The sequence below is a fragment of the Streptomyces sp. NPDC005761 genome, from assembly GCF_040630635.1.
Classification (GTDB): domain Bacteria; phylum Actinomycetota; class Actinomycetes; order Streptomycetales; family Streptomycetaceae; genus Streptomyces.
This window is the reverse complement of record NZ_JBEXXX010000018.1, coordinates 24,096-49,415: the sequence shown is the minus strand read 5'-3', so window position 1 is coordinate 49,415 and position 25,320 is coordinate 24,096. Positions and strand designations below refer to the sequence as shown.

The following is a 25,320-nucleotide window of genomic DNA, read 5'->3' as shown; positions in this document are numbered from 1 at the left end:
AACCTTCACATAAAGAACCGATCAACGTCCAGCCAGAAAGGTCGACAATTCCGGCATACGCTCGTGATGAATCCCACCTGGCATTGCTACAACCTTTTACGACTTCACGAAAACAGCACATGAACCCCCGGCGAACCACAGGTGTCGCCCGGCACCCGGGAAGGCGCCGTCAGCTCACAGCCGGTGCCAGCGCGGCGAGAGCGTGAGTCCGGGACCGGGTTCCTGGCGGGCGACGGACACCGCCCCGTCCCGGCCGTGCACCGCCACGACGACGCGCCCCTGTCCGTCGAGGGCCAGTGCGGGATCCCCGACGCACTCCTGGGTGGTGTCCGACCACCAGACACCCCCCTGCTCGCCCTCGGTTCCGCAGACTCCGATCAGCAGCGTGCCGTCCGCCCCGCGCTGCGCGAGAACTGTGCAGTCGTAGCCGTCGAGCGGGGTGCGCAGGGCCACGACCGCGCCGTCCCCCGGCTGCCCGCCCACCGGGACGGGCCAGGCGCCCGCACGGTAGGAGACCACCCCCGACCTGTCCGGATCGGTCCAGTAGTAGGTGAGCCGGTCGGGCGCCGTTTCCAGAGCCGTCACGGAGCCCTCCAGGGCGTGGAACGGAACCGGGGGGGCGATCAGCAGCTTGCCGTTCGGCTCACTCTGACGCCACTGCTGGACCCCGCGATCGCCGGAGGCGAGGACCTCCACTAGGCCGCTCGACGTCACCGAGGGCACGAGCCCGGCGGAGAGCCCGGCGCCCTTGAGGTCCTGCCAGCCCTCCCACTTGCCGCCCTTGCCCTCACGGCGCATCTGCAGCCCGCGGCCGGCGTTGCGCACGAAGACGTGGACCGCTCCCTGCGCGTCGACGGCCCCGGCCGGCGGACCGACCTTCCGGCCCGTCTCCGCGTCACGGTAGAAGTTGCCGAGGGAACGCCACTCGGCGACAGGACGGCCGGTCTGGTACTGGACGGCGTGCACGAAGTCCACACTCGGCCCGTCGGAGCCGGCGCGTTCGCGCCGCCCGAGGAAGTGCACGTAGGTGTTCGCGCCCTGCACGACGGTGACGTCCGTGAGGTCCGCGACCGCCACGAAGGCCGGGCCGCTCCACCGGTCCCCGCCCGGGCTCTGCTGCGTCCAGCGCAGCAGGCCGCCGTCCGTGCGGGCGTAGACGGTGAGCCTGCCGTCCTTGCCGAGCGTCATCCAGCGGCCACGCGGCGATCCGCTGACCCGGTGGTGCCCGGACGACGGAGCGAGAGGGGAGGCACTGCCCGCGGAGTCCGATCCTCTTCTCCGCATGACCCGTAACGCCCTCTCCGCTTCACCAGTTCTCGATCGCGCCCGCGCGGGGCCGACCACATCATATGCTCAGCGCCGTCTCGCCCCGCGGCGGGTCACCCCCGCTCCGCCGAGAGCCGCGGATGGATGCGGCCAGAACACCCATGCGCACGAGCGTCTGTTCTATAGTGCACGCTCAGTCATGCACGCACGGACCGGCCACACCCCCCACCCGAGTCCCACGCACTCCACGGCCCGTCCCGGGCCACGAGATTTGAGGACCCGACCACGATGAGCCACGACTCCATGTCCGAGGACACACATGAAGGTCGTTCGGCGTCTCATGGCGGCAGACGCAAGCGCCGGGAAGGCCCTCGCAAGCGCCGCAGCGGCCTCAAGATAGCCCTCGGTGTGCTGCTCGTCCTGCTGCTGGCGGCGGGCGGCACCGTCTACTGGCTCTACAGCCGGCTCGACGGCAACATCAAGGGCGTCGACATCAACAAGGCGCTGGGCGAGGACCGGCCCGAGAAGCTCCCGACCAGCGGGCAGAACCTGCTGGTCCTGGGCTCGGACTCGCGCGCCGGAGCCGAGAACAAGGAACTGGGCGGCGGGGGCGGCGTCAGCGGAGCCCGTTCCGACACCGCGATGGTCGTGCACATCCCCGAGGGCCGCAGCAAGGCCGTCGCCGTCTCCATCCCCCGCGACACGCTCGTGACCCGGCCCGAGTGCACCAAGGCCGACGGGACCGTGGTGCCCGCCGCGGAGCGCAAGATGTTCAACTCCGTCTACTCCCAGGTCGGCCCCGCCTGCGTGGTCAAGACGGTCGAGAAGATGTCCGGCGTGCGCATCGACCACTACCTGGAGATCAACTTCGCCGGGTTCAAGGGGCTCGTGGACGCCATCGGCGGCGTCACCGTCGACGTCCCCCAGGACATCCACGACACGTCCTCCGGCCTCGACCTGACGGCCGGGCCCCACAAGCTCGACGGCACCCAGTCCCTCGCCTACGTACGCACCCGGCACGGCATAGGCGACGGCAGCGACCTCGGACGCATCGGGCTCCAGCAGCAGTTCCTGTTCGCCCTTCTCAGCGAGGTCAAGAAGCAGGACCTGCTGGGCAGTCCGACCAGTGCGTACAAGATCGCGAACTCCGCCACCAAGTCGCTGACGACGGACGAGGGCCTTGCCTCGCTCACATCGCTGACCAGCTTCGCCCGTTCGATGAACGGCGTGGACCCGGCCTCGATGGAGACCATCATGCTCCCCGTCGCCTACGACAAGATCGACAGGAACCGGGTGGTGGCCGCGCAGCCGCAGGCCGACACCCTCTGGAAGGCGATCCGTACGGACGCCGCCATCCCCGAGTCCGCCAAGAAGTCCCCCGCCACCGGCGGCTGACACCGCGGCAGGCCCGACGGCCCCGCCTGCCCGCACGGGCGGGCGGGGCCGTCGGCGTCACACCTTCGTGCGGTTCACGCGGCTGTGCCCGCGTCCGTACGCGAAGTAGATGATCACGCCGACGACCATCCAGATGCCGAACCGCAGCCATGTCTCCGCCGGCAGGTTGAGCATCAGCCAGACCGAGGCCGCGACCGACAGGATCGGGACCAGCGGAACCCACGGCGTGCGGAAGGCGCGGTGCAGGTCGGGGCGGGTGCGGCGCAGCACGATGACGCCCAGGGCGACGACCACGAAGGCGAAGAGCGTGCCGATGTTCACCAGCGTCGCGAGCTCGTTGATGCTGGTGAAGCCCGCGATGATCGCGATGAGCCCGCCGAGGAGGATGGTCGGGCGGTACGGGGTGCGGAACCGCGGGTGCGTCTTCGAGAAGAACCGCGGGAGCAGGCCGTCCCGGCTCATCGCGAAGAACACGCGGGTCTGGCCGAGCAGCAGGATCATGCAGACCGTGGTGAGGCCGACGGCGGCGCCGAAGCTGATGACGCCGGCGTAGAAGGGGTGCCCGACGGCCTTGAAGGCGTCGGCGAGCGGCGCGCTCACGGACAGCTCGGTGTAGTTCTGCATACCGGTGACGACGATCGATACGGCGACGTAGAGCGTGGTGCAGATGAAGAGCGAGGCCATGATGCCGCGGGGCATGTCGCGCTGCGGGAGCTTGGTCTCCTCGGCGGCCGTGGCCACGACGTCGAAGCCGATGAAGGCGAAGAAGACGACCGAGGCGGCGGTGAAGATGCCCATGACGCCGAAGTTCGTGGGCTCGTACCCGAAGATCAGCTGGACGAGCGGGGCGTCCAGGCCCGATCCGGATGCCTGGGGCTGGGCGTCGGGGATGAAGGGCGAGTAGTTCGCCGTGTCGATGAAGAAGAGCCCCGCGATGATCACGATCAGGACCACGGTCACCTTGATGGCGACCACGACCGTCGTGACCCGGGCGGAGAGCTTCATGCCGAGCACCAGGATCACGGTCAGCACCAGCACCAGGACGAAGGCGAGGACGTCGAAGCCGAATCCGTCCGCCACGTCCGGGCCGGAGAGCGCGTCCGGCAGGTGCCAGCCGGCGTTGTCCATCAGTGATCGGACGTAGCCGGACCAGCCCACCGCCACGACCGCCGTGCCCAGCGCGAACTCCAGGACCAGGTCCCAGCCGATGATCCAGGCGACGAGTTCGCCGAGGGAGGCGTAGGAGAAGGTGTACGCCGAGCCGGCCACCGGGACGGTGGAGGCGAATTCCGCATAGCAGAGCGCGGCCAGGGCACAGACGACGCCCGCGACCACGAACGCGATGGCGGTGGCGGGGCCCGCCGTCTCCTTGGCCACCTTGCCGGTGAGCACGAAGATTCCGGTTCCGATGATGACGCCCACTCCGAAGACCGTGAGGTCCAGGGCGGAGAGGGACTTCTTGAGGGCGTGCTCCGGCTCCTCGGTGTCGCGGATGGACTGTTCGACCGTCTTGGTCCTGAACAGTCCGTCTCCGCTGGGGGGCAGGTCCTGCTGCGTGCTCACCGGCGTACCTCCACGCACTCGTCGTGTACGCCATGATTCGGACCCGCCGGCCCCACGACCGCCCGCAGCACGCCGCGCACGGCCCTGTTTCACGCGAATGGGCCGGTCGGACCACCCGTTCAGGGTGGGCGACCGGCCCAATCGGAGTTTCGGCGGTACGCCGGTCAGTCCCGGACGGGCTCCGCCACGGAGCGGCTCTCCGCGTCCGTCTCGTACCGGCCGTCGAGCCTGGCGACCAGACCGGTGACCTGGCGGGCGATGTCCGGTGCGGTCAGCCCGATCTCGGCCATGACCTCCTTGCGGGAGGCGTGGTCGAGGAACACCGACGGGATGCCGAAGTCGCGCAGCGGTACGTCGACGTCGGCGTCGCGCAGCGCCTGGGCGACCGCGGAGCCGACACCGCCGGCCCTGCTGTTGTCCTCGACGGTGACGACGACCCGGTGCTTCGCCGCGAGCGGGGCCATGGCCTCGTCCACGGGCTTGACCCAGCGCGGGTCGACGACGGTGGTCGAGATGCCCTGGGCGTCGAGCAGGTCCGCGATCTCCAGACACATCGGGGCCAGCGCCCCGATGGAGACGAGCAGGACGTCCGGGCGGGCGGCGGCCGGCTTGCGGAGCACGTCCATGCCGCCGACGGTGCCGACGGCCTTGACCGACGGGCCGACCGCGCCCTTGGAGAAGCGGACGACCGTGGGGGCGTCGTCGACGTCGACGGCCTCGCGCAGCTGGGCGCGTACCTGGTCGGCGTCGCGCGGGGCCGCGATCCGCAGCGACGGCACGCACTGCAGGATCGACATGTCCCACATGCCGTTGTGCGAGGCGCCGTCCGTACCGGTGACCCCGGCCCGGTCCAGGACGAACGTCACACCGCACTTGTGCAGGGCGACGTCCATCAGGACCTGGTCGAAGGCGCGGTTGAGGAAGGTGGCGTACACCGCGAAGACGGGGTGCAGACCGCCGGTGGCGAGGCCCGCCGCGGAGACCGCGCCGTGCTGCTCGGCGATGCCGACGTCGTAGATCCGGTCCGGGAAGGCCTTCTCGAACTTGGTCAGACCGACCGGCTGGAGCATGGCCGCGGTGATCGCGACGATGTCCTCCCGTTCCTGACCAAGCTTGACCATCTCCTCGCCGAACACGGACGTCCAGTCCAGGCCGGAGGTGGCCACGGGCAGGCCGGTGTCGGGGTGGATCTTGCCGACGGCGTGGAAGCGGTCGGCCTCGTCCAGGAGTGCCGGGGTGTAGCCGCGGCCCTTCTCCGTGAGGCAGTGCACGATGACGGGCCCGCCGAAGCGCTTGGCACGCTGGAGCGCGGACTCCAGGGCCTCCAAGTCGTGCCCGTCGATCGGGCCCACGTACTTCAGGCCGAGGTCCTCGAACATGCCCTGCGGCGCGATGAAGTCCTTGAGGCCCTTCTTCGCGCCGTGCAGCGTCTCGTAGAGCGGCTTCCCCACGACGGGGGTGCGCTCCAGGAGGTCCTTGCCGCGGGCCAGGAAGCGCTCGTAGCCGTCCGTGGTGCGCAGGGTCGCCAGGTGGTTGGCGAGGCCGCCGATGGTCGGGGCGTAGGAGCGCTCGTTGTCGTTCACGACGATCACGAGGGGGCGGTCCTTGGCGGCGGCGATGTTGTTCAGCGCCTCCCAGGCCATGCCGCCGGTGAGCGCGCCGTCGCCGATGACCGCGACGACGTGGTCGTCCTTGCCCAGCACCTCGTTGGCCTTGGCGAGGCCGTCGGCCCAGCCGAGCACGGTGGAGGCGTGGGAGTTCTCGATGACGTCGTGCTCGGACTCGGCACGGGACGGGTAGCCGGAGAGGCCGCCCTTGCTCTTGAGCTTCGAGAAGTCCTGGCGGCCGGTGAGGAGCTTGTGCACATAGCTCTGGTGGCCGGTGTCGAAGAGGACCTTGTCCTTCGGCGAGTCGAAGACCCGGTGCAGGGCGATGGTCAGCTCGACCACACCCAGGTTGGGTCCGAGGTGTCCGCCGGTCTTGGAGACGGCGTCGACGAGGAAGGTCCGGATCTCTTCGGCGAGCTGCTCCAGCTGCTCGGGGGTGAGCCGGTCCAGGTCACGCGGTCCGCCGATGCGGGCCAGCAGATCCCATCCGTCGCCCTTCACCGCCTGACGCGCTTCGCGCGGCTGTGTCACCGTGCCTCCTTGCGATTGTGCTGTCGAGCATGCCGATCCGCTGAGTCTAATGTTCCGTTCGCCGCCGCGGACATCGGGCGGGAGTGTGCTGTCCCACCCCGCGCCGGTACGTGACAGTGCCCGGCGCCCCGTGAAGGGGCGCCGGGCACGGTCGTGGCCGCTCCGGAGGAGGGCGTTGCCAGGTCCTGTCGTCGGACCGCCGTCTGCCGACGACGCCGGTCCGGCGACACGCCCTAGGCGCGGCCCGCGGTCTTCTGGGTCTTGCGCGAGATCGAGTCGATGATCACGGCGATGAGCAGGACTCCACCGGTGATCATGTACTGGATCGCGTTCGACGACAGGTTCATCTGGTTGAGGCCCTGGACGATCGACTGGATGACCAGGATGCCCAGCAGCGCGGACCAGACCTTGCCGCGTCCGCCGAACAGGGACGTACCACCGATGACGGCTGCGGCAATGCACATCATGAGCTGGTTGCCGCCACCGAGCGAACGGTCGGCGCCGCCGGTCGCGGAGGCCAGGAAGAGACCGCCGACCGCACCGAGCGTGCCGGAGATCATGAACACCGAGATGCGGATCCAGGACACGTTGATACCGGCACGACGCGCTGCCTCGATGCCACCGCCGACCGCGAAGATCTGACGGCCGTAGGTGGTGCGGCGCAGAACGAAGTCGGTGATGACCAGGATCGCGAGGAAGATCACCAGGGAGAGCGGGAGGCCCTGCTCCTGGTTGAACGCGTACGCGGCGAGCAGGCACAGGACGGCGAGCAGAACGGTGCGCAGAATGATCTCGCTCTGCGGGCGGTTCGGCAGATCTGCGGCCTTGCGGCGGCGCGAGTCGCGCAGCTGCGCCAGGTAGAAGGCGATGATCACGACCACGGCGAGACCGTAGGCTGCGGCGACGTCGGCGAAGTAGTAGCTGGTCAGGTCGCGGACGAAGCTGCCGAGCGGGGTGGTGATGGTGGACTTGTCGCCCATCACCCAGGTCTGCAGACCGGCCCAGCCCAGGAAGCCTGCCAGCGTCACGACGAACGCGGGCACGCCGATCTTGGCGAAGACGATGCCGTGGAAGGCGCCGATGGCCGTGCCGGACAGGATGCCGACCACGATGGCGAGGGAGTCGGGCATGTCCGTGCCGAGCACGGCCCACACCGCACCCGCGAGACCCGCGACGGAACCGACCGCCAGGTCGATCTCGCCGAGCAGCAGGACGAAGACGATGCCCACGGCCATGATGCCGGGGCCCGCCGCGTACAGCGTGATCTGGTCGAGGTTGTACGAGGTCAGGAAGTTGCCGGTCTCGAGCTGGAAGACGATCCCGATGATGATCAGGCCCACCACGACGGGCAGCGAGCCGATCTCGCCCGAGCGCACCTTGCGCTTGAACTCGGTCCAGTAACCCTTGAAGCCCTGTTCGCGGACGAGCAGGCGGGGGTCGACGACCTTGACTGCGCCGGCCGCTGCTACGGGAGCCTCGGTGGCCTCCGCCTGGGCCGGGACCTTGGCCGAAGTCTCGTTGATCTTGCTCACTTGGATGCCTCCGCGCTGCGGGACTTGCGGCGGGTCACGGCGTTGTCCGTGGCGCCCGTGATCGCGGCGATGATTTCTTCGTGGCTGGTCGTCGCCACAGGGAAGATGCCGTTGTTGTGGCCGAGTCGCAGCACGGCGACCTTGTCGGCGACAGCCTTCACGTCGGCCATGTTGTGGCTGATGAGGATGACGCCGAGGTTCTGCTCGCGCAGCCGCTCCACCAGGTCGAGGACCTGTGCGGTCTGCTCGACGCCGAGGGCCGCGGTGGGCTCGTCCAGGATCACGATCTTGGGGTTGCCGACCAGGGCACGGGCGATGGCCACGACCTGGCGCTGGCCGCCGGAGAGCGCGGCGACCGGGATGCGGACGCTGGGGATACGGATGGAGAGCGTGGACAGGAGGTCCTGTGCCCGCTTCTCCATGGCGACCTCGTCGAGGACGCCGGCCTTCTTGATCTCGCGACCGAGGAAGAGGTTGGCGACGACATCCAGGTTGTCGCAGAGCGCGAGGTCCTGGTAGACGGTGGCGACGCCGAGGTTCTGGGCGTCGTGCGGACGGCTGATGTCCACCTTCGCGCCCTCCCACTCGATGACGCCCTCATCGATGGGGTGCACGCCGGCGATCGTCTTGACCAGCGTGGACTTTCCTGCACCGTTGTCGCCGACGAGGGCGACCACTTCTCCGGCGTGGACTTCGAGATCGACACCGGAGAGGACCTGGACCGCTCCGAATCGCTTGAAGACTCCACGCAACGCCAGCACGGGCGTCTGTGACACGTGAACCATCTCCTTCGCCGCCTGACCGGCGGGGATGTGCCGCCTGACCGGCGGAGACGCCGCGCCACGAGGGCAGCGTCGACGTACTGGAAGTACTGGGGGATGAATGTCCGGCACCCGGCCGGCAGCGGGGTGTGGGCCGGCCGGATGCCGGACAGTCGTGGGGCGGGTGGACTCCGCCGTGCGGGGCGGGTCAGACCCGTACGCGCCAGGGCTTGTCGGCCCTGGCGCGAGGAGGGACTACTTGATGCCCAGTGCGGTGCACTTGGCGGCGATGTCCTTGACGCAGACATCGGCGACCTTGTAGATGCCGTCCTTGATCACGGTGGACTGGATGTTGTCCTTGTTCACCACGGTCGGCTCGAGCAGCGTGGAGGGAACACCGTCCGTCTCGCCCGCGGCGCCGATGTCCTTGCCCTGGAGCAGGTTGACGGCGAACTGGGCGGCCGTCGGGGCGAGCTGCTTCGGCGACTTGTAGATCGTGAAGGTCTGCGTACCGGCGATGATCCGCTGGATACCGGGGAGCTCGGCGTCCTGGCCACCCACCGGGATGTCCTTGATGCCGGCGTTGTCCAGGGACGTGATGATGCCGCCCGCCATGCCGTCGTTGGCGGAGTAGACGGCGTTGATCTTGCCCTTGCCGACCGAGGAGATGGCGGCGGTCATCTTCTCGCCGGCGATCTTCGGGTCCCACTCGCCGGACGCCTCGTAGGCGATCTTGATCTTGCCGTCGAGAGACGCGTGAGCGCCCTTCTTGAACAGACCGGCGTTCGGGTCCTTCTCGTCACCGTTGATCATGACGAGGTTGGAGCCGGCCGCCTTGGAGCCGAGGGCGTCGAGGACGGCCTGGCCCTGAAGCTTGCCGATCTTCTCGTTGTCGTGGCTCACGTAGGCGTCGGCACCGACGATGGCGCGGTCGTACGCGACGACCTTGACGCCCTTCTTGTGTGCGGCGGCGATCCACGAGGCGGACTTCTCGGCGTCGACCGAGGAGATCGCGATGACCTTGATGCCATCGGCTATCTGCTGCTCGAACTGCTGCTTCTGCTGGCCGACGTCACCGGCCGCGTTGTTGTAGACGACCTCGCAGTCCGCGCAGTCCTTCTTGACCGCTTCGATGAACAGCGGCTTGTCCAGCGTCTCGTAGCGAGCGGTCTTGTTCTCCGGGAGAAGCAGACCGATCTTGGTCTTGCTGCCCGAGTCCGCCGAGTCCTTCTTGTCGTCGCCCGCCTTGCCACAAGCGGCGAGGGAGACGGCCATCGAAACGGCGGCCGTGCCTATGACGATGCGTCGCGTCATTGCGTTCATTGCGGGTGTGCCTCCCTGACGAGGCCGCAGCGTTGCGGCCGAGGTGGCTGGAAGTCAACTCGGCCGCGGGGGCGGCGTCAAGGAGTAAATCCTTAACGAGATGACAACGGTGCCATTCGTTATCTAAGTGAAGGCAGGGGTCGCCGCAGGAAGGGTGCTCTCCAAAAGGGTCGAATCACCCATCTCGTTCAGTACGAGAGCCAGCGCACCCAGCACTTCCGCCCGTCCGCCGAGGGCCCCGGGGAGCACCGAGAGCTGTCGTGCGGCGCTGGGGATGGCATAGCGGGACACGGAGTCCCGGATGGGCCCCAGGACGAGCTCCCCGGCCTCCGCCAGCGAGCCGCCCAGCACCACGCGGCTCGGGTTCAGCAGATTGCAGAGGTTGGCCACCCCGCTGCCGATGTGCCGCCCGACGTCGCCGATCACCCGGCGGCAGCCCGGGTCGCCCTCGCGGGCCAGCTGGACCACTCGCTCCATGGTGAGATCGGCCCCGTGACTGGGCTGGAGCAGGGGCAGGACGTACCGGGCGGCCGTGAAGGTCTCCAGGCACCCGCGGTTGCCGCAACGGCAGACAGGGCCCGATTCGTCGAGGGTGATGTGGCCGATCTCGCCGGCCGTGCCGCCGGGCCCCCGGTAGATGTGGCCGTCGATCACCAGACCGGCGCCGACACCGCTGGCGACCTTGATGTACGCGAGGTCGCGGACCCCGCGGCCGCTCCCCCACACCAGCTCGCCCAGCGCCCCGAGGTTGGCGTCGTTGTCGACGTACACCGGCACGCCGAGGCGTCCGGCGAGCTCCTCGCTGGGGTTGATGCCCGTCCAGCCCGGCAGGATCGACGTGGAGCCCAGCGTGCCGGACTCGACGTCGATCGGGCCGGGAACACCGAGGCCCACCCCGATGACCTTGCCGGGACTGATCCCGGTGGTCTCGATCAGCCGGTTGACCAGCTGTTCCGCCCGTCCGAAGCCCTCGGCGGACGAGGCGTCCACGTCCAGCGGCTCGGACTCCTCGGCCAGCACCTGATGAGCCAGGTTGCCGACCGCCACCCGCAGGTGCGTGTGCCCGAAATCGACGCCGATGACGATGCCCGCGTCACCGCTGAGCGAGACACTGCGGGCCCGGCGGCCGCCGGCCGAGGTGGGGGTCACCTCGACGGTGCCGCCCTCCTTCAGTTCACGAACGATATTGGAGACGGTGGCCGCGGAGAGGCCCGTGCTCCTGGCGATCTCCGCCTGGGTGAGCGAGCCCGCCATACGTACGGCGCGCACGACCCGCTCAAGGTTGGCGCGATGCAGAGATGTCTGCGACCCCGGAGTCTCCATCGACTCTCTCACTCCTGCCATATTCTCCAACATGTGAACCCTAAGCTGACCGTTTTGGGGTACGCCCCGTCAAGACCTTGAGCAGTCGGAGCCTCGGATGAGCACGGAACCCTCGCTCCGCGCACTCCGCGAACTCCCCCTTACACAGACGAACCGCCCGTCGGCAGGTCTGCCGGCGGGCGGTTCGGTTGTTCCGTGGAGAAAGCGCTTGAGCTATTACTTCACCGCTCCCGCGGTCAGACCGGCCACGACCTGACGCTGGAAGACGATGTAGGCCGCGAGGACCGGGAGCATCGCCATCACCAGACCGGCGAAGAGTCCGGACCAGTCGCCCTTGTAGCCCTGGCTGTTGGCCAGTTCGACCAGCCCCTGGGAGAGCACCCGGTGGTCGGGGTCGCTGTTCAGCACCGTGGGCAGCATGTACTGGTTCCACTGCCCCAGGAAGTTGAAGATGCCGACGCTGATCAGGCCCGGCTTCGCCATGGGCAGCATCACCTGGAAGAACGTCCGGGTGTGCGAGGCACCGTCGATCATCGCCGCCTCCGCCACGGAGCCCGGCAGGGTCCGGAAGAAGGCGGTGAGGAAGAAGACGGTGAACGGCAGCGAATAGGCGATGTAGACCAGGATCAGCCCGTGCGTCGTGTTCAGCAGCCCCATGTTGTTCATCACGAAGAACAGCGGGACCAGCGCCAGGATGATCGGGAAGCTCATCCCGCCGATGAACAGGTAGTACACGAAGCGGTTGCCCGGGAAGTCGAACCGGGCCAGCACGTAGGCCGCCATCGAACCCAGCAGCAGCGTGCCGATCAGCGAACCCCCGACCACCACGATCGTGTTCAAGAAGTATTCGCTCATGTGCGCCTGGCTCCAGGCGCGTGACCAGTTCTCGAAGTGAAGCTTGTCCGGCAGCGCCCATGGCGTCGACAGGATCGAGTCATCGGTCTTGAACGAGGTCATGACCGCCCAGAGCAGCGGCATGACCACCAGGATCGCCCAGATGATCAGCACACCGTGCGAGAAGACGTTGAGGATCTTGCCCTCGCCACTCTTCTTCTTGTCGTCCTGGGCGGGCGACTTGGACACGGGGGCCGGTTCCGTCACCGTGACCACGGGAGGGGTTTCAGTGGCCTTCACGTGTGCTCACCTCGTACTGTCGAGCCGGTCGCCGGGACCGGGCTGTCTTGCCTGCTGGGGATCCGGGCAACGCGTCCCGGGAAGCACAGCATCAGAACTCCAGCCGCTCGCGCCGGCCCAGTCGCATCACGATGGCGGCGAACACCATGGTGACGATGAGCAGCCCCACACCGATCGTGGTCGCGTATCCGGCCTGACCGTCGCGGAAGGCCGTCTGGTAGACGTACAGCGGCAGCACCGAGGTCGAGTAGTCGGGGCCGCCGGGGCCCACGGTCATGACCTGTACGGCCGTGAACGCCTCGACTCCGAGGGCCAGGATGCCCATGTAGACCCAGCCCGACTGGATGGTGTCCCAGAGCAGCGGCACGGTGATCTTGAAGAACGTCGTGACGCGGCTGGCCCCGTCCAGGAGCGCCGCCTCGTAGAAGTCCTTCGGGATGGACGCCATACCGGCGGAGAAGAGGACGACGAAGAATCCGACCGTCGACCAGACCAGCACCACCATGACGCAGATGAGTGCCAGATCCGGGTCACCCAGCCAGTCCGGCTGGACGGAGTCGAGCCCGACTCCCTTGAGCGCCGAATTCAGCATTCCACTGCGCGGGTTGTACGCGAACTGGAACAGCAGGGCGACGATGACGATCGAGAGCACCTGCGGAAAGAAATAGGCGATCTTGTAGAAACCCGAGCCCCGCACGCCGGAGACCGCGGCGTTCTTCCGCCGCCGGCCTCCGACATTGAGCATGAAGGCGAAGAAGAGCGCGAGGCCCAGCGTCACCAGCGGCAGCAGCAGCACGAGCAGCACGCTGTGCTGCAGCGACTTCCAGAAAATGTCGTCCTTGAACATCCTCGTGTAGTTGTCGAGGCCGACCATCTTGAAGTCCGGGCTCAGGCCGGTCCAGTCCGTGAACGAGTAGTAGATGGACTGGATGAACGGCCAGATGACGAAGACCGCGTACAACGCCAGTGGGGCTACCAGGAACCCCACAATGAACCGGTACTTGCCGTGCTGCATCGTTTACCGACCCCGATCTTTCCGCGGGTGCCGCCGCTGGTGACGGTTACTCACTAGTGCTGGTAGTGCTTGATGGACTGGTCCTTGGCCGCGGCGTCCGCGTAGCCCTGGATCTTCTTGATGGCCTCGGCGGGCGTCAGACGCCCGGCCATCATCTCGCCGATGCCGGCGGTGCCGATCTGCTCCTTCTGGAGCTTCACGTACCAGTCCTGCATGCGCGGGTTCACCACGTTGTCGCCGGCCTTCTTCAGCGCGTCGACACCGGCCTGCATGGCCGTGGAGAGGGTCAGACCGTCGGTGCCGCCGTTGAAGGCGCTGAGGGACTTGACCTGCTTGGTGAAGTTCTTCGAGGACTCCTCGGAGAGCATGATGCGCAGCTGCTCCATACCGCCCTGCGGGTTCTTCGCCTTCGCCGGGACGACGAAGGGCTCGCCGCCGGACGCCCAGATGGTGCCGAAGGGCAGCTTGTCCGACGAGTCGAGGCCGGAGGGGGCCGAGACCATCATCTTGAAGTCCTTGGGCGTGGTCGGGGCCGCCTCGTTCTCCACCCACGAACCGTTCGGGATGAAGAGCGCCTTGCCCTTGGTCCACTCGGTCTGCGACTGGATGTGGGTCAGGCCCGGGGTGCCCTTGAGGATGTACCCCTTCTGGTACAGCTCGTAGTACGCCTCGAACGCCGCCTTGACGGCGGGGTCCTTCCAGGCGTTCGGCTCCAGGTTGTCGATCTTGTCGAGAACCTCCCGGCCACCGATCTTGCCGATGAACGGGTAGAGCGAGAACGGCAGGTAGTACGGGTACTTGCCCGGGTACGTCCAGCCGGCGATGCCCTTCTTCTTCGCCTTCGCACACAGCGCGAGCATGGCATCCCAGTCCTCGGGATACTCGGCGTCCAGCTTCTCCAGGTTGGTCTGCGAGTACCAGACGCCGTACACGGTGTACGCGTAGTACATGATCCAGACCGGGTCACCGTCGAACTGACCCATCTCCAGGACACCCGGGCGCAGCGTGTCGCGGACCTTCTTGCTCGGGTCGTCGATGGACGGGGCGTCCATCAGCGGCGTCAGGTCCATCAGCTGCTTCTTGCCGACGAGGACACCCATGTCCATCTGCTCGGCACCGGAGTTGTCGATCAGGTCCGGAGGGGTGCCACCGTTGAAGCGGGGCTGCAGCTGCGACTGGATCTTCTGGGTCGCGGAGTGCTTGACCTTGGCCTTCGGGAAGGCCGTCGTGTACTTCTTCTCGGCGTCGATCGCGTACTGCTGGCCGAAGCCGCCGTCGAAGATGACCACGTCGAGAGCGGCCGTCTCGTTGACGCCCAGCGGGTTCTTCGCGCTGGTCTTGCCCTTCTCGACCTGGTCGTCGCTGCCGCCGTCGCTGCTCGCGCAGGCCGACAGGAAGCTCATCGTCGGGACGGTGATCAGACCGAGTGCGGCAGACCGCTTGATCACATCGCGACGGCCAAGGCCCTCATTGTTGTGGGCGGAGGTGGATCCCATGCTCAAGTCCTCGCCTTCTCCAGGACTCAGGCGGTGTGTACCGGTCGCCCGTCGATATTCGCCTCAGGCGAAGGGCCCCGCCACCGCGGTCAGTTGCGCTTGGGTGGTACAGATTTCAGGCTAGCCATTGCAGTGGGGGGCGCGGGGAGCCCGAACAGCGGACGCACCTGCGGCGCCCTGTTGTCCTGCCCCCGTGTCTCCCCTGACCGCACAGTTGGAAAGAAGCTGTGCAGACGCCGACAGGTATAGTCCACTTGTCGCCAACTGAGCAAGATCGAATGCAGGTTTGGACGGCAGTCTTTCCCGAGTTGAGACCTCGCGGATACCTCGGCACCACACGGCCTCCTTCGGATGTAACGATTTCCGCATTCCGGTCGATTCGCACACCGGCTCTGATCCAACACCCTTGACACCAGCCGACACTTCACTCCCTACTGGTTCCTGCGCCCCCCTCTGACAACGTTGTCCAAGCGCACTTCCTCGGGAGGAATGGCTCGGCATGCAGCCCCGACATGGTTCTCGCAAGAGACAAAGCAGCACGGCCGCACTGATAGCGGCCTCACTCGTCCTGCTCGTGACCGCCCCCACCGCTGCCGCGGCCACCTCGGCCGGAGCGGGTGCACACGGTCAAGAGGCCGCCGGCGACCGGACATTCACCTCATCCTTCGAGGCTGACGAAAAGCAGCCGGACTGGCGCAATACCGTCGAAGAAGGCACTGACGGCAAGAAGCGGTCATCGGGTATCGATGGAGGATTCTCCGCCGGAATACCGGGCAATGTCACCGACAAGGTCACGGACGTCCGCGCCAGCGACGAGAACACCGGCGGCGGCGAGGTGAAGGAGAACCTCGTCGACGGACAGTCCGGGACGAAGTGGCTGTCGTTCGAGCCCGACGCCTGGGTCGAGTTCGACCTCGTGGAGCCGGTCAAGGTCGTGACGTACGCGCTGACCTCGGCCGACGACCACGACGAGCGGGACCCGAAGGACTGGACCCTGCAGGGCTCCGAGGACGGCAAGACCTGGACGGACCTGGACACCCGGACCGGCCAGACGTTCAGCGAGCGCTTCCAGACCAAGTCGTACGACTTCACGACGGACAAGGCCTACCAGCACTTCCGCCTGGACATCACGAAGAACAACGGCGCCTCCGACGCGACCCAGCTCGCCGACGTCCAGTTCTCCGACGGCGACACCTCGGCCCCCGCCCCCGACGACATGCGCAGCCAGATCGACCGCGGCCCCTCCGGCTCCCCCACCGCCAAGGCGGGCGCGGGCTTCACCGGCAAGAAGGCACTGCGTTACGCCGGCACGCACAAGGCCGACGGCAGGGCGTACTCGTACAACAAGATCTTCGACGTCAACACGGCTGTCACCAAGGACACCGAACTTTCCTACCTGGTGTACCCCCAGATGGGCGAGACGGACCTGTCCTACCCGGCCACGCACGTCGCCGTGGACCTCGCGTTCACGGACGGCACCTACCTCAGCGATCTTCACGCCACCGACAGCAACGGCGGTCTGCTGACCCCCGGGGGCCAGGCCGACGCCAAGCGGCTGTACGTCAACCAGTGGAACAAGGTCGACGCGCGGATCGGCACCGTCGCGGCGGGCAGGACCGTCGACCGGATCCTGGTCGCGTACGACTCCCCCAAGGGGCCGTCGAAGTTCCAGGGCTGGATCGACGACGTCAAGATCGCGCCCAAGGCGCCCGAGAAGCGCAAGAAGCACCTCTCGGACTACGCCTCGACCGTGCGCGGCACCAATTCCAGCGGCGGCTTCTCCCGGGGCAACAACTTCCCCGCCACCGCCGTCCCCAACGGCTTCAACTTCTGGACGCCGGTCACCAACGCCGGATCGACCAGCTGGCTGTACGACTACGCGCGCGGCAACAACGACGACAACCTGCCCACCCTGCAGGCCTTCAGCGCCAGCCATGAGCCGAGCCCCTGGATGGGCGACCGGCAGACCTTCCAGCTGATGCCGTCGGCGGCGTCCGGCACCCCGGACGCCTCACGCACGGCGCGCGCGCTGCCGTTCAAGCACGAGAACGAGACGGCGAGGCCCCACTACTACGGGGTGACGTTCGAGAACGGCCTCGAGGCCGAGATGACGCCGACCGACCACGCGGCGCGGATGCGGTTCACGTATCCGGGCAAGGACGCGAGCATGGTCTTCGACAACGTCTCCAACGACGGCGGGCTCACCCTCGACCCGGGGACGAGCTCCTTCACCGGCTTCTCCGACGTGAAGAGCGGCGGTTCGACCGGTGCCACCCGTCTCTTCGTGTACGGCGTCTTCGACGCCCCCGTCACGGACAGCGGCAAGCTCTCCGGCGGCGGCGGTGCCGACGTCACGGGCTACCTGCGCTTCGACGCGGGCAAGGACCGCACCGTCAACCTGCGGCTCGCCACCTCGCTGATCAGCATCGACCAGGCGAAGCAGAACCTCGCCGCCGAGATCCCCGCCTCGCGTTCCTTCGCCCGGGTCGAGGACAAGGCGCAGGACGCCTGGGACGACCTGCTGGGCAAGGTCGAGGTCGAAGGCGCGTCCGCCGACCAGCTGACCACGCTGTACTCCAGCATGTACCGGCTCTACCTGTACCCGAACTCGGGCTTCGAGAAGGTCGGCGGCAAGGACAAGTACGCCTCCCCCTTCTCCCCGCAGGTCGGCTCGGACACCCCGACGCAGACCGGCGCGAAGATCGTCGACGGCAAGGTGTACGTCAACAACGGCTTCTGGGACACCTACCGGACGACATGGCCGGCGTACTCCTTCCTCACGCCGAAGAAGGCCGGCGAGATGGTCGACGGCTTCGTCCAGCAGTACAAGGACGGTGGCTGGATCTCCCGCTGGTCCTCCCCCGGCTACTCGGACCTGATGACCGGCACCTCCTCGGACGTCGCGTTCGCCGACGCGTACGTCAAGGGCGTGAAGTTCGACGCGGAGGCGGCGTACGACGCGGCCCTGAAGAACGCCACGGTCGTTCCGCCGTCCTCGGGCGTCGGCCGCAAGGGCATGGAGACGTCCCCGTTCGCCGGGTACGCCAACACCTCGACCCACGAGGGCCTGTCCTGGTCGCTGGAGGGCTACCTCAACGACTACGGCATCGCGCAGATGGGCCAGGCGCTCTACAAGAAGACGCACAAGCAGCACTACAAGGACGAGTCCGAGTACTTCCTGAACCGGGCCCGCAACTACGTCGAGCTGTTCGACGACAAGGCGGGCTTCTTCCAGGGCAAGGACGCCAAGGGCGACTGGCGGCTCCCGTCCGAGCAGTACGACCCGCGGGTCTGGGGCTACGACTACACGGAGACCAACGGCTGGGGCTACGCCTTCACCGCCCCGCAGGACAGCAAGGGCCTCGCCAACCTGTACGGCGGCCGGGACGGTCTGGCCAAGAAGCTGGACACGTACTTCTCCACCCCCGAGACGGCGGGCCCGGAGTTCGTCGGCAGTTACGGCGGCGTCATCCACGAGATGACGGAGGCGCGTGACGTGCGGATGGGCCAGTACGGCCACAGCAACCAGGTCGCGCACCACGTCACGTACATGTACGACGCGGCCTCGCAGCCGTACAAGACCCAGGAGAAGGTCCGCGAGGTCCTCGGCCGTCTGTACACGGGCAGCGAGATCGGTCAGGGCTACCACGGCGACGAGGACAACGGCGAGCAGTCGGCCTGGTTCCTCTTCTCCTCCCTCGGCTTCTACCCGCTGGTCATGGGCAGTGGCGAGTACGCGATCGGCTCCCCGCTGTTCACCAAGACCACGGTGCACCTGGAGAACGGCCACGACCTGGTCGTCAAGGCGCCGAAGAACAGCGCGAAGAACATCTACGTCCAGGGCCTGAAGGTCAACGGCAAGAAGTGGACCTCCACCTCGCTGCCGCACGACCTGCTGGCCAAGGGCGGGGTGCTGGAGTTCGACATGGGCTCCGAGCCGTCTGCCTGGGGCACCGGCAAGGACGCCGCCCCGGTCTCGATCACCAAGGACGACAAGGTGCCGTCGCCGAAGAAGGACGTGCTGAAGGGCGAGGGCGCACTGTTCGACAACACCTCGGCCACCACGGCCACCGTCTCCACGGTGGAGCTGCCGGCCCCCTCGGCGACGAACGCGGTCCAGTACACGCTGACGTCGGGCGAGGCGGCCAAGGCCCCGAGCGGCTGGGTGCTGCAGGGATCCGTGGACGGCACGACCTGGAAGGACCTCGACAGGCGGTCCGGCCAGTCGTTCGCCTGGAACAAGCAGACGAGGGCCTTCACGGTCGACGCCCCCGGCTTGTACGCGCACTACCGGCTGGTGCTCGGCAGTGAGTCGACGCTCGCGGAGGTGGAGCTGATCTCCTGATCCTGCGCTCGTCACGGCCGGCCGGTACCTCCTCGCGGGGTGCCGGCCGGTCGCGTGTCCACCGCCGCGGTACGGACGGGGCTCCGGCGCCGGTTCCCGTGCTCAGACGTGCTCGGGGGTGTCCGGGACGGCCGCGGGGAACAGGCTCTCCGGCAGGGTCACGTTCCAGGCCGTGATGACCGGCTGGCCGTGCTCCGTGCCGAGCCGGGACACGGCGCCCGTGGCGAGCTGGAAGAGCGTGCCCTCCGCCGGGGGCAGGCCGAGGTACCGGGCCGTCAGAACGCGCAGGAAGTGGGAGTGGGCGACCAGCGCGATGTCCTCGTCACCAGCCCGCTCGGCGGCTTCCCCGACCTCGGCCAGTACCCGGTCGGCCCGCGCCCCGACCTCTGCCGGGGTCTCGCCCGGGTGCGCGTCGGGGCCGGGCGAGACGCCGTCCGTCCAGAGGTTCCAGTCGGGGCGGACGAGATGGATGTCGTGGGTGGTGATGCCCTCGTACCCGCCGTAGTCCCACTCGCGCAGCTCGGGGGTGATGCGGGGCGCGGCCAGTCCGGCGAGCTCGGCGGTGCGCCGGGCCCGTACCGAGGGGCTGACCAGGGTGAGGGCGATGGCGCGGTCGGCGAGCAGGGGGGCGAGAGCGCGGGCCTGTCGCTCACCGAGGGGCGTCAGAGGCAGGTCGGTGTGGCTCGTGTGCTGTCCGTTGCGCGACCACTCGGTCTCGCCGTGCCGGATCAGGATCAACTCGCCCATGTGAAGGCCATCCGCTCTCAGTACTGTTACCGCTCACGTGCTGTCAGTGGTGCGAACCCCCTGGTCCACGATTGCATTCCGGCCGGAGCGAGGCGGGCGGGCGCGCCCGGGAGTGACCTGATGCGGCTAGGGCCTGCCGGTCGGATCGGGCCGGATCAGGGAGCGGGGTCCGGTGCGTGCGGCCGCACGGCGGAGGATCGAGACAACGCGGAGCGTTGGTGCTGGGCGACACCGCAGCGGATGTGCGTGCCGGCCCCCGCGAGCCCGGCATGATCCGAACGACCGGCCCTACGCGCGGTGCCGGTACTCGGCGAGGATCTCCGCGATGACGTGCCGTGCGGTGTCCGCCATGAACGCGTTGGTCCTCCGGTAGTGCTGAAGTTCCATCAGCGCGACGGACAGTGCCCAGCCGGTGCCGCGCGCCCAGGCGGCGTCGTCCGCCCCCGTCGCAGCACGGAAGGTGTCGCGCGCCCCGGCGGGAAGCACGTACCAGGCAACGATCAGGTCGACGGCGGCGTCGCCCAGCCCGAGGCAGCCGAAGTCGATGACGGCGGTGAGCCGCCGGTCGGCCGTGAGCATGTTGCCCGGTTGCAGGTCCGCGTGGATCCAGACGGGCGGGCCGGCCGGTGCGGGTGCGCGCAAGGCCGTCTCCCAGGCTCCGGCGGCCGCCCCGGTGTCGATGTCGGCGTGCAGGTCCGCGAGCGCCGCACGGACTGCGGAGTCCCGGGCGGCCAGGGTCTCGCTGCGGTAGGACCGGGGGCCGTCGGTGGGGTCGACGCGCTGGAGCGCCGTGGTGAAGCGGGCCAGGTCCCGGGCGAGCGGGGCGGCTTCGGTGGTGTCACCGACCGTCGGGCAGTTCCCGCCGATCCACTCGTAGACGGACCAGGGCCATGGGTAGCCCTCGCCGGGCGCGCCCGCGCCCAGCGGGACGGGGACGGCGACCGGGAGCGAGGGCGCGAGGCGCGGAAGCCAGTGGTGCTCCTTGACGGTGTCGTCGGCCGAGCCCGCGGTACGGGGGAGCCGGACGACCAGATCCTCTCCGAGCCGGAACATCGCGTTGCTGGTCCCGGCGACGCCGACGCGTTCGGCGGGGAGACCGGACCAGTGCGGGAACTGCGCGGCGATCAGCCGGTGCACCAGCGCGTCGTCGATTTCGGGCTCGTCCGCGTGCAGCCTGCCTACGCTCATCCCTGCCGTCCTGGAGCGGGTGATTTCCGGTCAGGCGACATACGACCCCGGCCCGGACGCACTCGTCAACCGCATAGGGGCGGGCCCTACACCTCCAGGTCGGCGAAGAGACCGATGAGCCCGCCGACGACGTAGCTCGTGACGTCGGCGGCGGGCGGAATCCACGCCACCCACTCCGGGCACACCTCCTGGACGGGCCCGGTGCCCAGAGGGGAGACGATGTTGGCCAGCGGGCCGAGTCCCGAGCTGACGGCGGCCAGGACGCGGTCGGCGTCCCACTCGCCACCCTCCTCGCAGTCGGCAACGATGTTTACGACAAGATCGACAAGGCCGAGGACCATGTTGAACGCGGACAGGGCGAAAGTCTTCAGCGACTCGGCGTCCGAGGGCGTCGCACCATTGAGGTAGTTGTTCAAATAGTACATTTTGAACAGCTGCCAGCCGACGGTGGAGAGCGAGGCGAAGAGGGCCCCGACGGCCCAGTCGGCGATCGGCCACGCGTTGAGCGTGTCCATGGGGAACGGGATGGTCAGCGCGACCGACAGCAGGTTGCAGCCCACGCCGATCGCGGTGACCACACCGCCGTAGTCCGCCCAGCTGTCCGACCACGACTCGCCGGCCGCCGCGCAGAGATCCAGGTACATGAGGGCGAGGCCCTCGACGACACTGGCCAGAGCCCCGCCGACGTAGTAGATCGACGCCCACGGGCCGGTGGAGCCGGGGACGCCGTCGCCGTGGCGGCGCTGCGCGTCGGACTCCGGGGGCCAGCTCAGGCTCGCGGACTTTCCTTCGATGATGGTGCCGATGACGTGCACGGGCACGGCCGCGAGGAGCGTGAGCCCCTCCAGGATGGTGATGCTCTCGACGAGCGGGTCACCGGCGAGCAGGGCGAAGAAGTTCCAGCCGAGGAGCAGAGGGACCACCAGCGGTCCGGAGAGGTTCGTCCCCAGAAACGTCTTCACATCCTCGATGCAGTCCACGATCAGTCCGAGGAGGTCGACGACCACCTCGTCGAGCAGGGCGAGGAAGGCCTCGATCAGCTCTTCGGCGATCGTGCTGAGCAGGTCTCCGATGCTGACGTTCTGCCACTCGCCCGGGTCGGAGGGGTCGATCTGGGACTTGATCCAGTCGATGACCTGCTGCACGGCTTCGCCGAACGCCCGGAACAGGTCCTTCGCCGCCTCCGATCCGAACAGCTCGCAGCAGAAGTCCCAGAAGGGATCGGGGTCATCGGTCGCACTCCCCTTGCCGGACCCGGTGGCCTGCCGGCCGAGATCCTCGATGAACTCGCTCCATGTGCGCTGAGCGGGCGCGGGCCGGGCCGGGGCCCGGCCGGCGCCGCCGCTGCCGGTCGGTGGGGCGACCGCGCCGAAGGTCTGATGGGTCAGGTAGTGGGCGTGCGGGCTCGCTGCCAGGTCGGCCGGCGAGACCGCCGTACCGCCGGCGCCGGTCTTCGTGATCGTGCTGGTGTTGCCCGTGACGGAGCTCGGTTCGGCGTACTGCTGATACGTGGAGTTGTCGCCCAGCGTCGTGCCGGAACCGATGCCGGTCGCGGCGCTGCCGAACCCGTCCCTGATCGCACCCTGGAGGTCGGCGAAGAACGACGACTGCGGTCCGAGATTCGACCGGGCGTTGGCCAGGGCCTCGGCCACGGAGTCGATGGTGGCGGTCAGCCCCGCCGCCAGGGCCTGCTGGCAGGCGAAGACGGCCTTGCCGTCGAACAGGGCCTTGAGGAAGTCGATGACGTCCTTGACGTACGCCTCGATGGCCGAGAAGACGGCCATCACGACGTTGACCGCGTCCTCGATGCCCTTGATGATGATGCTGCCGATGCTGACGATCGCGTCGCCGATCCTGACCGCGATCTGCACGATGCCGTCGACCAGGTTCGCACCGATGTGATAGACCGCCATCGCGGCCGACTTGATGCCCTGCCAGACGCTGTCCGCGATGCTCTCGATGTCACCCCAGAGGCTCTCGCCGATGAAGGTGTTGTGGAGGGCCAGTTCACGCAGGTAGGCGTCCCGGCCGTAAAACTCCTGGTAGCGGGGCCGGCCCGTGACGACGTCGCGGTTGAGGATGAATCCCGCCAGGGCGCCGTCCGCGTCCGCCGCCCTCGGGACCTGGTTCGACTGCCCGGTCCCCTTGGCCATGAGGCTCTGGACAGCCGTGTGTGCCTGGTCCGCGGACATGACGGGGTTGTCGCCCTGCACGCCGGGAAACAGGCTGCCGGGGCGGTCGGGGTTGGGGTTCTGCGCTCCGGAGATCGTGTCGGAGGTGAAGGTGGTGTTGCCGGCGCCCATGTAGTCGAGGGAGCCGGTGGTGCCGAGGCCTCCGTCGGCGATGCCGTCGGCACTGCCGGCGAGGTACGCCTGCACCGGGGCGGCCGGCGCGACGCTCTGCGCCCCGAACGCGGGCTCGTCGTCGGCGTCGTCGCCGGACTGGCCCGGCGCATCGGTGAAGGTGAGGGTGGCGGGGGCGAAGTCGCTCGCGACGAGGGCGACGGTGGCGGTGCCGCCCGCCGTCGTGGTGACGGTGGCGGACTGGCCGTCGCCGGGCCCGATCATCTGGACGATGCCGTTGAGGACGGCGGCGGTCACCGTCGAGGCGCTGACGTCGACCTTCCGGTTGCTCACCGGCACGCCGTTGACGTCGGTGAGGATGAACTGGGTACGGTACGTCGCCAACTCGTACGTGTTGACCTGGGCCAGCGCCGGCGTGTGGTTCATCCAGCCGCCCGGACCGGCGTCGGTGGCCGCGTTGAGCTGGCGCAGCCGCAGTTCGCCTGCCGCGTTGGCCGTGAACAGCGTGGGCGGGTCGTAGGGGAAGAGCGACGGGTACAGGGCTGCGCAGCCCTCGTTGACTCCGCCGCTGTCGGTGAGGCTGCCGGAGATCGCGACGCTCGGCGCCCACTGGATCGTGTACTTCTCGGGCGCGGCACTGCTGCTGAAGAGCCCGGTCTGGGTCAGGAAGAAGAGGTTCTCGTCCGAGTCGACGAGGAACACCGAGGTCATGCCCGTGTCGTCGGTGACGGCCCGGGCCGATGTGATGGTGCTGCTCGTGTTCACCGGCAGCACGATGCTGCCGTACTCGGCGTCGTAGAGAAAGGGCACGCCGTTGGTGTCGACGTACAGCGGCCGGAAGCCGTACTCCATCCCTTCCCAGCAGACGTCCGCGAACGACTCCGCCGCGGTGACCGGTGGCGGCGAGACCGGTGGACGGGCGCGGGAGTACGGGGACTGGGTGACCACGGTTCCGTCGATCCGCCACACCGAGGTCAGTGACTCACCGGCGGGCAACGACTTGTTGGCGCAGACCATGACCCAGTTGCCGAACTGCTGCGCGATCGGGAACAGCGTCCAGTCCGACGCGGTGTAGGGCGAACCAGGCTCGCCCAGCAGCGCGGAGTCCTGATGCCAGGCGGCTCCGTCGAAGCTCAGCGTGCTGCACAGGGGCAGCCCGGGACCGACGTAGTTCATGTCGGTGACGGAGTAGACGATCGGGAACGGTCCCTCGCCGGTGGTCGGGAGAGGACCGTTGCTCCGGCCCTGGATGACGGGGTTGTAGTAGGCCACCTTGAGGGTCGGCACCGGGTACATGAACTCGAAGGTCTCCGTGACGATGTTGCCGTCACCGTCGAGCCAGCCGTGCCAGAGCATGCGCGACGCGCCGAAGGCGTTTCTCAGGGTGCAGAAGAAGTTCGGGAAACCGACGGCCATGCACGAGACGACTGATACCGGCGTGCAGCCGTCCGGGATGCCGGGGATCGGGGTCAGGGTCCAGCCGTGCACCGCGGTGGGATCCTGGGCGAGGTAGTTCAGCGCGTACGTGCCGTTGTTCGAGGTCCCGTCCGAAGCGGTGTCGGTGATGACGAAGGCCTCGGCCAGCCCGTTCGCGAACGGGTTGCAGAACGTGCCGACCCAGGGGGCCGCACTCTGCGGAAGATCCTGGTCGAGGCTGACCACGACGGTGTTGGTGTTGATGGCGTCCTGGATCAGGACACTGCTGACCTGTGCGCTGAACGGCATCTTGGGGTACGGCGTGCTCACGGGCGGTCTCCGGGAGTTGGCGGCGACTTCGGGTCGGATCGGCGG

The 25,320-nt window shown here is 68.2% G+C and carries 15 protein-coding genes; 2 read left to right on the top strand and 13 right to left on the bottom strand.

What is annotated here, in order from left to right:
• Positions 1 to 174: 174 nt before the first annotated feature.
• Complete coding sequence (locus ABZ434_RS18495) at positions 175 to 1,188, bottom strand: hypothetical protein (protein ID WP_359137426.1); 1,014 nt, start codon at positions 1,186 to 1,188, stop codon at positions 175 to 177.
• Positions 1,189 to 1,554: 366 nt separating this feature from the next.
• On the opposite strand from ABZ434_RS18495, the gene ABZ434_RS18490 reads away from it, so the two are divergent.
• A complete protein-coding gene (locus ABZ434_RS18490; RefSeq protein WP_359137423.1) occupies positions 1,555 to 2,661 on the top strand; it encodes an LCP family protein in 1,107 nt (368 codons plus the stop codon).
• A gap of 57 nt (positions 2,662 to 2,718) precedes the next feature.
• On the opposite strand, the gene ABZ434_RS18485 is transcribed toward ABZ434_RS18490, so the two are convergent.
• From ABZ434_RS18485 to ngcE, 9 genes are all read right to left on the bottom strand, one after another.
• Entirely contained in the window at positions 2,719 to 4,224 is a 1,506-nt protein-coding gene (locus ABZ434_RS18485; protein WP_359137421.1) for an amino acid permease, read from the bottom strand.
• Positions 4,225 to 4,388: 164 nt separating this feature from the next.
• Positions 4,389 to 6,311 (bottom strand): 1-deoxy-D-xylulose-5-phosphate synthase, encoded by a 1,923-nt coding sequence (dxs, locus tag ABZ434_RS18480; protein WP_359137672.1) that lies wholly within the window; start codon positions 6,309 to 6,311, stop codon positions 4,389 to 4,391.
• A 284-nt stretch (positions 6,312 to 6,595) separates the two neighbouring features.
• Complete coding sequence (locus ABZ434_RS18475) at positions 6,596 to 7,894, bottom strand: sugar ABC transporter permease (protein ID WP_359137418.1); 1,299 nt, start codon at positions 7,892 to 7,894, stop codon at positions 6,596 to 6,598.
• The gene (locus ABZ434_RS18470; protein WP_359137415.1) at positions 7,891 to 8,679 is read right to left on the bottom strand and encodes an ATP-binding cassette domain-containing protein; all 789 of its coding nucleotides are present in this window, start codon (positions 8,677 to 8,679) and stop codon (positions 7,891 to 7,893) included. Before ABZ434_RS18470 ends, ABZ434_RS18475 begins: the two co-directional genes overlap by 4 nt.
• A 231-nt stretch (positions 8,680 to 8,910) precedes the next feature.
• Positions 8,911 to 9,969 (bottom strand): substrate-binding domain-containing protein, encoded by a 1,059-nt coding sequence (locus ABZ434_RS18465; RefSeq protein ID WP_359137670.1) that lies wholly within the window; start codon positions 9,967 to 9,969, stop codon positions 8,911 to 8,913.
• A gap of 132 nt (positions 9,970 to 10,101) precedes the next feature.
• Positions 10,102 to 11,301 (bottom strand): ROK family transcriptional regulator, encoded by a 1,200-nt coding sequence (locus ABZ434_RS18460; RefSeq protein ID WP_359137667.1) that lies wholly within the window; start codon positions 11,299 to 11,301, stop codon positions 10,102 to 10,104.
• Positions 11,302 to 11,517: 216 nt separating this feature from the next.
• On the bottom strand, positions 11,518 to 12,435 hold the full coding sequence (locus tag ABZ434_RS18455) for a carbohydrate ABC transporter permease (protein ID WP_359084432.1): 918 nt from the start codon (positions 12,433 to 12,435) through the stop codon (positions 11,518 to 11,520).
• 91 nt (positions 12,436 to 12,526) lie between these two features.
• The gene (locus ABZ434_RS18450) at positions 12,527 to 13,450 is read right to left on the bottom strand and encodes a sugar ABC transporter permease (protein WP_359137412.1); all 924 of its coding nucleotides are present in this window, start codon (positions 13,448 to 13,450) and stop codon (positions 12,527 to 12,529) included.
• Positions 13,451 to 13,503: 53 nt separating this feature from the next.
• Positions 13,504 to 14,946: an N-acetylglucosamine/diacetylchitobiose ABC transporter substrate-binding protein gene (gene ngcE / locus ABZ434_RS18445; RefSeq protein WP_359137409.1), complete on the bottom strand. Its 1,443-nt coding sequence runs from the start codon at positions 14,944 to 14,946 to the stop codon at positions 13,504 to 13,506.
• Positions 14,947 to 15,445: 499 nt separating this feature from the next.
• Here ngcE and ABZ434_RS18440 point away from each other — a divergent pair, with 499 nt between their 5' ends.
• Positions 15,446 to 19,291, top strand: a complete 3,846-nt coding sequence (locus ABZ434_RS18440) for a GH92 family glycosyl hydrolase (protein ID WP_359137405.1) — start codon at positions 15,446 to 15,448, stop codon at positions 19,289 to 19,291.
• A gap of 102 nt (positions 19,292 to 19,393) precedes the next feature.
• Here the strand turns inward: ABZ434_RS18440 and ABZ434_RS18435 are convergent, their stop codons facing one another.
• The 3 genes from ABZ434_RS18435 to ABZ434_RS18425 all read right to left on the bottom strand — a co-directional run bounded on the left by ABZ434_RS18435 (position 19,394) and on the right by ABZ434_RS18425 (position 25,275).
• Positions 19,394 to 20,038, bottom strand: a complete 645-nt coding sequence (locus ABZ434_RS18435) for a histidine phosphatase family protein (RefSeq protein WP_359137402.1) — start codon at positions 20,036 to 20,038, stop codon at positions 19,394 to 19,396.
• 288 nt (positions 20,039 to 20,326) lie between these two features.
• Positions 20,327 to 21,226 carry an aminoglycoside phosphotransferase family protein gene (locus ABZ434_RS18430; protein ID WP_359137399.1) on the bottom strand — a complete coding sequence of 300 codons (900 nt, stop codon included), beginning with the start codon at positions 21,224 to 21,226 and terminating at the stop codon, positions 20,327 to 20,329.
• 86 nt (positions 21,227 to 21,312) lie between these two features.
• Positions 21,313 to 25,275: a hypothetical protein gene (locus ABZ434_RS18425; RefSeq protein ID WP_359137394.1), complete on the bottom strand. Its 3,963-nt coding sequence runs from the start codon at positions 25,273 to 25,275 to the stop codon at positions 21,313 to 21,315.
• Between the last annotated feature and the right edge of the window lie 45 nt (positions 25,276 to 25,320).

Coding starts and splice junctions, on each gene's coding strand:
- ABZ434_RS18460 (WP_359137667.1), bottom strand. CDS start 11,301: ATGGAGACTCCGGGGTCGCAGACATCTCTGCATCGCGCCAACCTTGAG.
- ABZ434_RS18490 (WP_359137423.1), top strand. CDS start 1,555: ATGAGCCACGACTCCATGTCCGAGGACACACATGAAGGTCGTTCGGCG.
- ABZ434_RS18440 (WP_359137405.1), top strand. CDS start 15,446: ATGCAGCCCCGACATGGTTCTCGCAAGAGACAAAGCAGCACGGCCGCA.
- ABZ434_RS18465 (WP_359137670.1), bottom strand. CDS start 9,969: ATGACGCGACGCATCGTCATAGGCACGGCCGCCGTTTCGATGGCCGTC.
- ABZ434_RS18495 (WP_359137426.1), bottom strand. CDS start 1,188: ATGACGCTCGGCAAGGACGGCAGGCTCACCGTCTACGCCCGCACGGAC.
- ABZ434_RS18435 (WP_359137402.1), bottom strand. CDS start 20,038: ATGGGCGAGTTGATCCTGATCCGGCACGGCGAGACCGAGTGGTCGCGC.
- ABZ434_RS18470 (WP_359137415.1), bottom strand. CDS start 8,679: ATGGTTCACGTGTCACAGACGCCCGTGCTGGCGTTGCGTGGAGTCTTC.
- ABZ434_RS18450 (WP_359137412.1), bottom strand. CDS start 13,450: ATGCAGCACGGCAAGTACCGGTTCATTGTGGGGTTCCTGGTAGCCCCA.
- ABZ434_RS18430 (WP_359137399.1), bottom strand. CDS start 21,226: ATGAGCGTAGGCAGGCTGCACGCGGACGAGCCCGAAATCGACGACGCG.
- ngcE (WP_359137409.1), bottom strand. CDS start 14,946: ATGGGATCCACCTCCGCCCACAACAATGAGGGCCTTGGCCGTCGCGAT.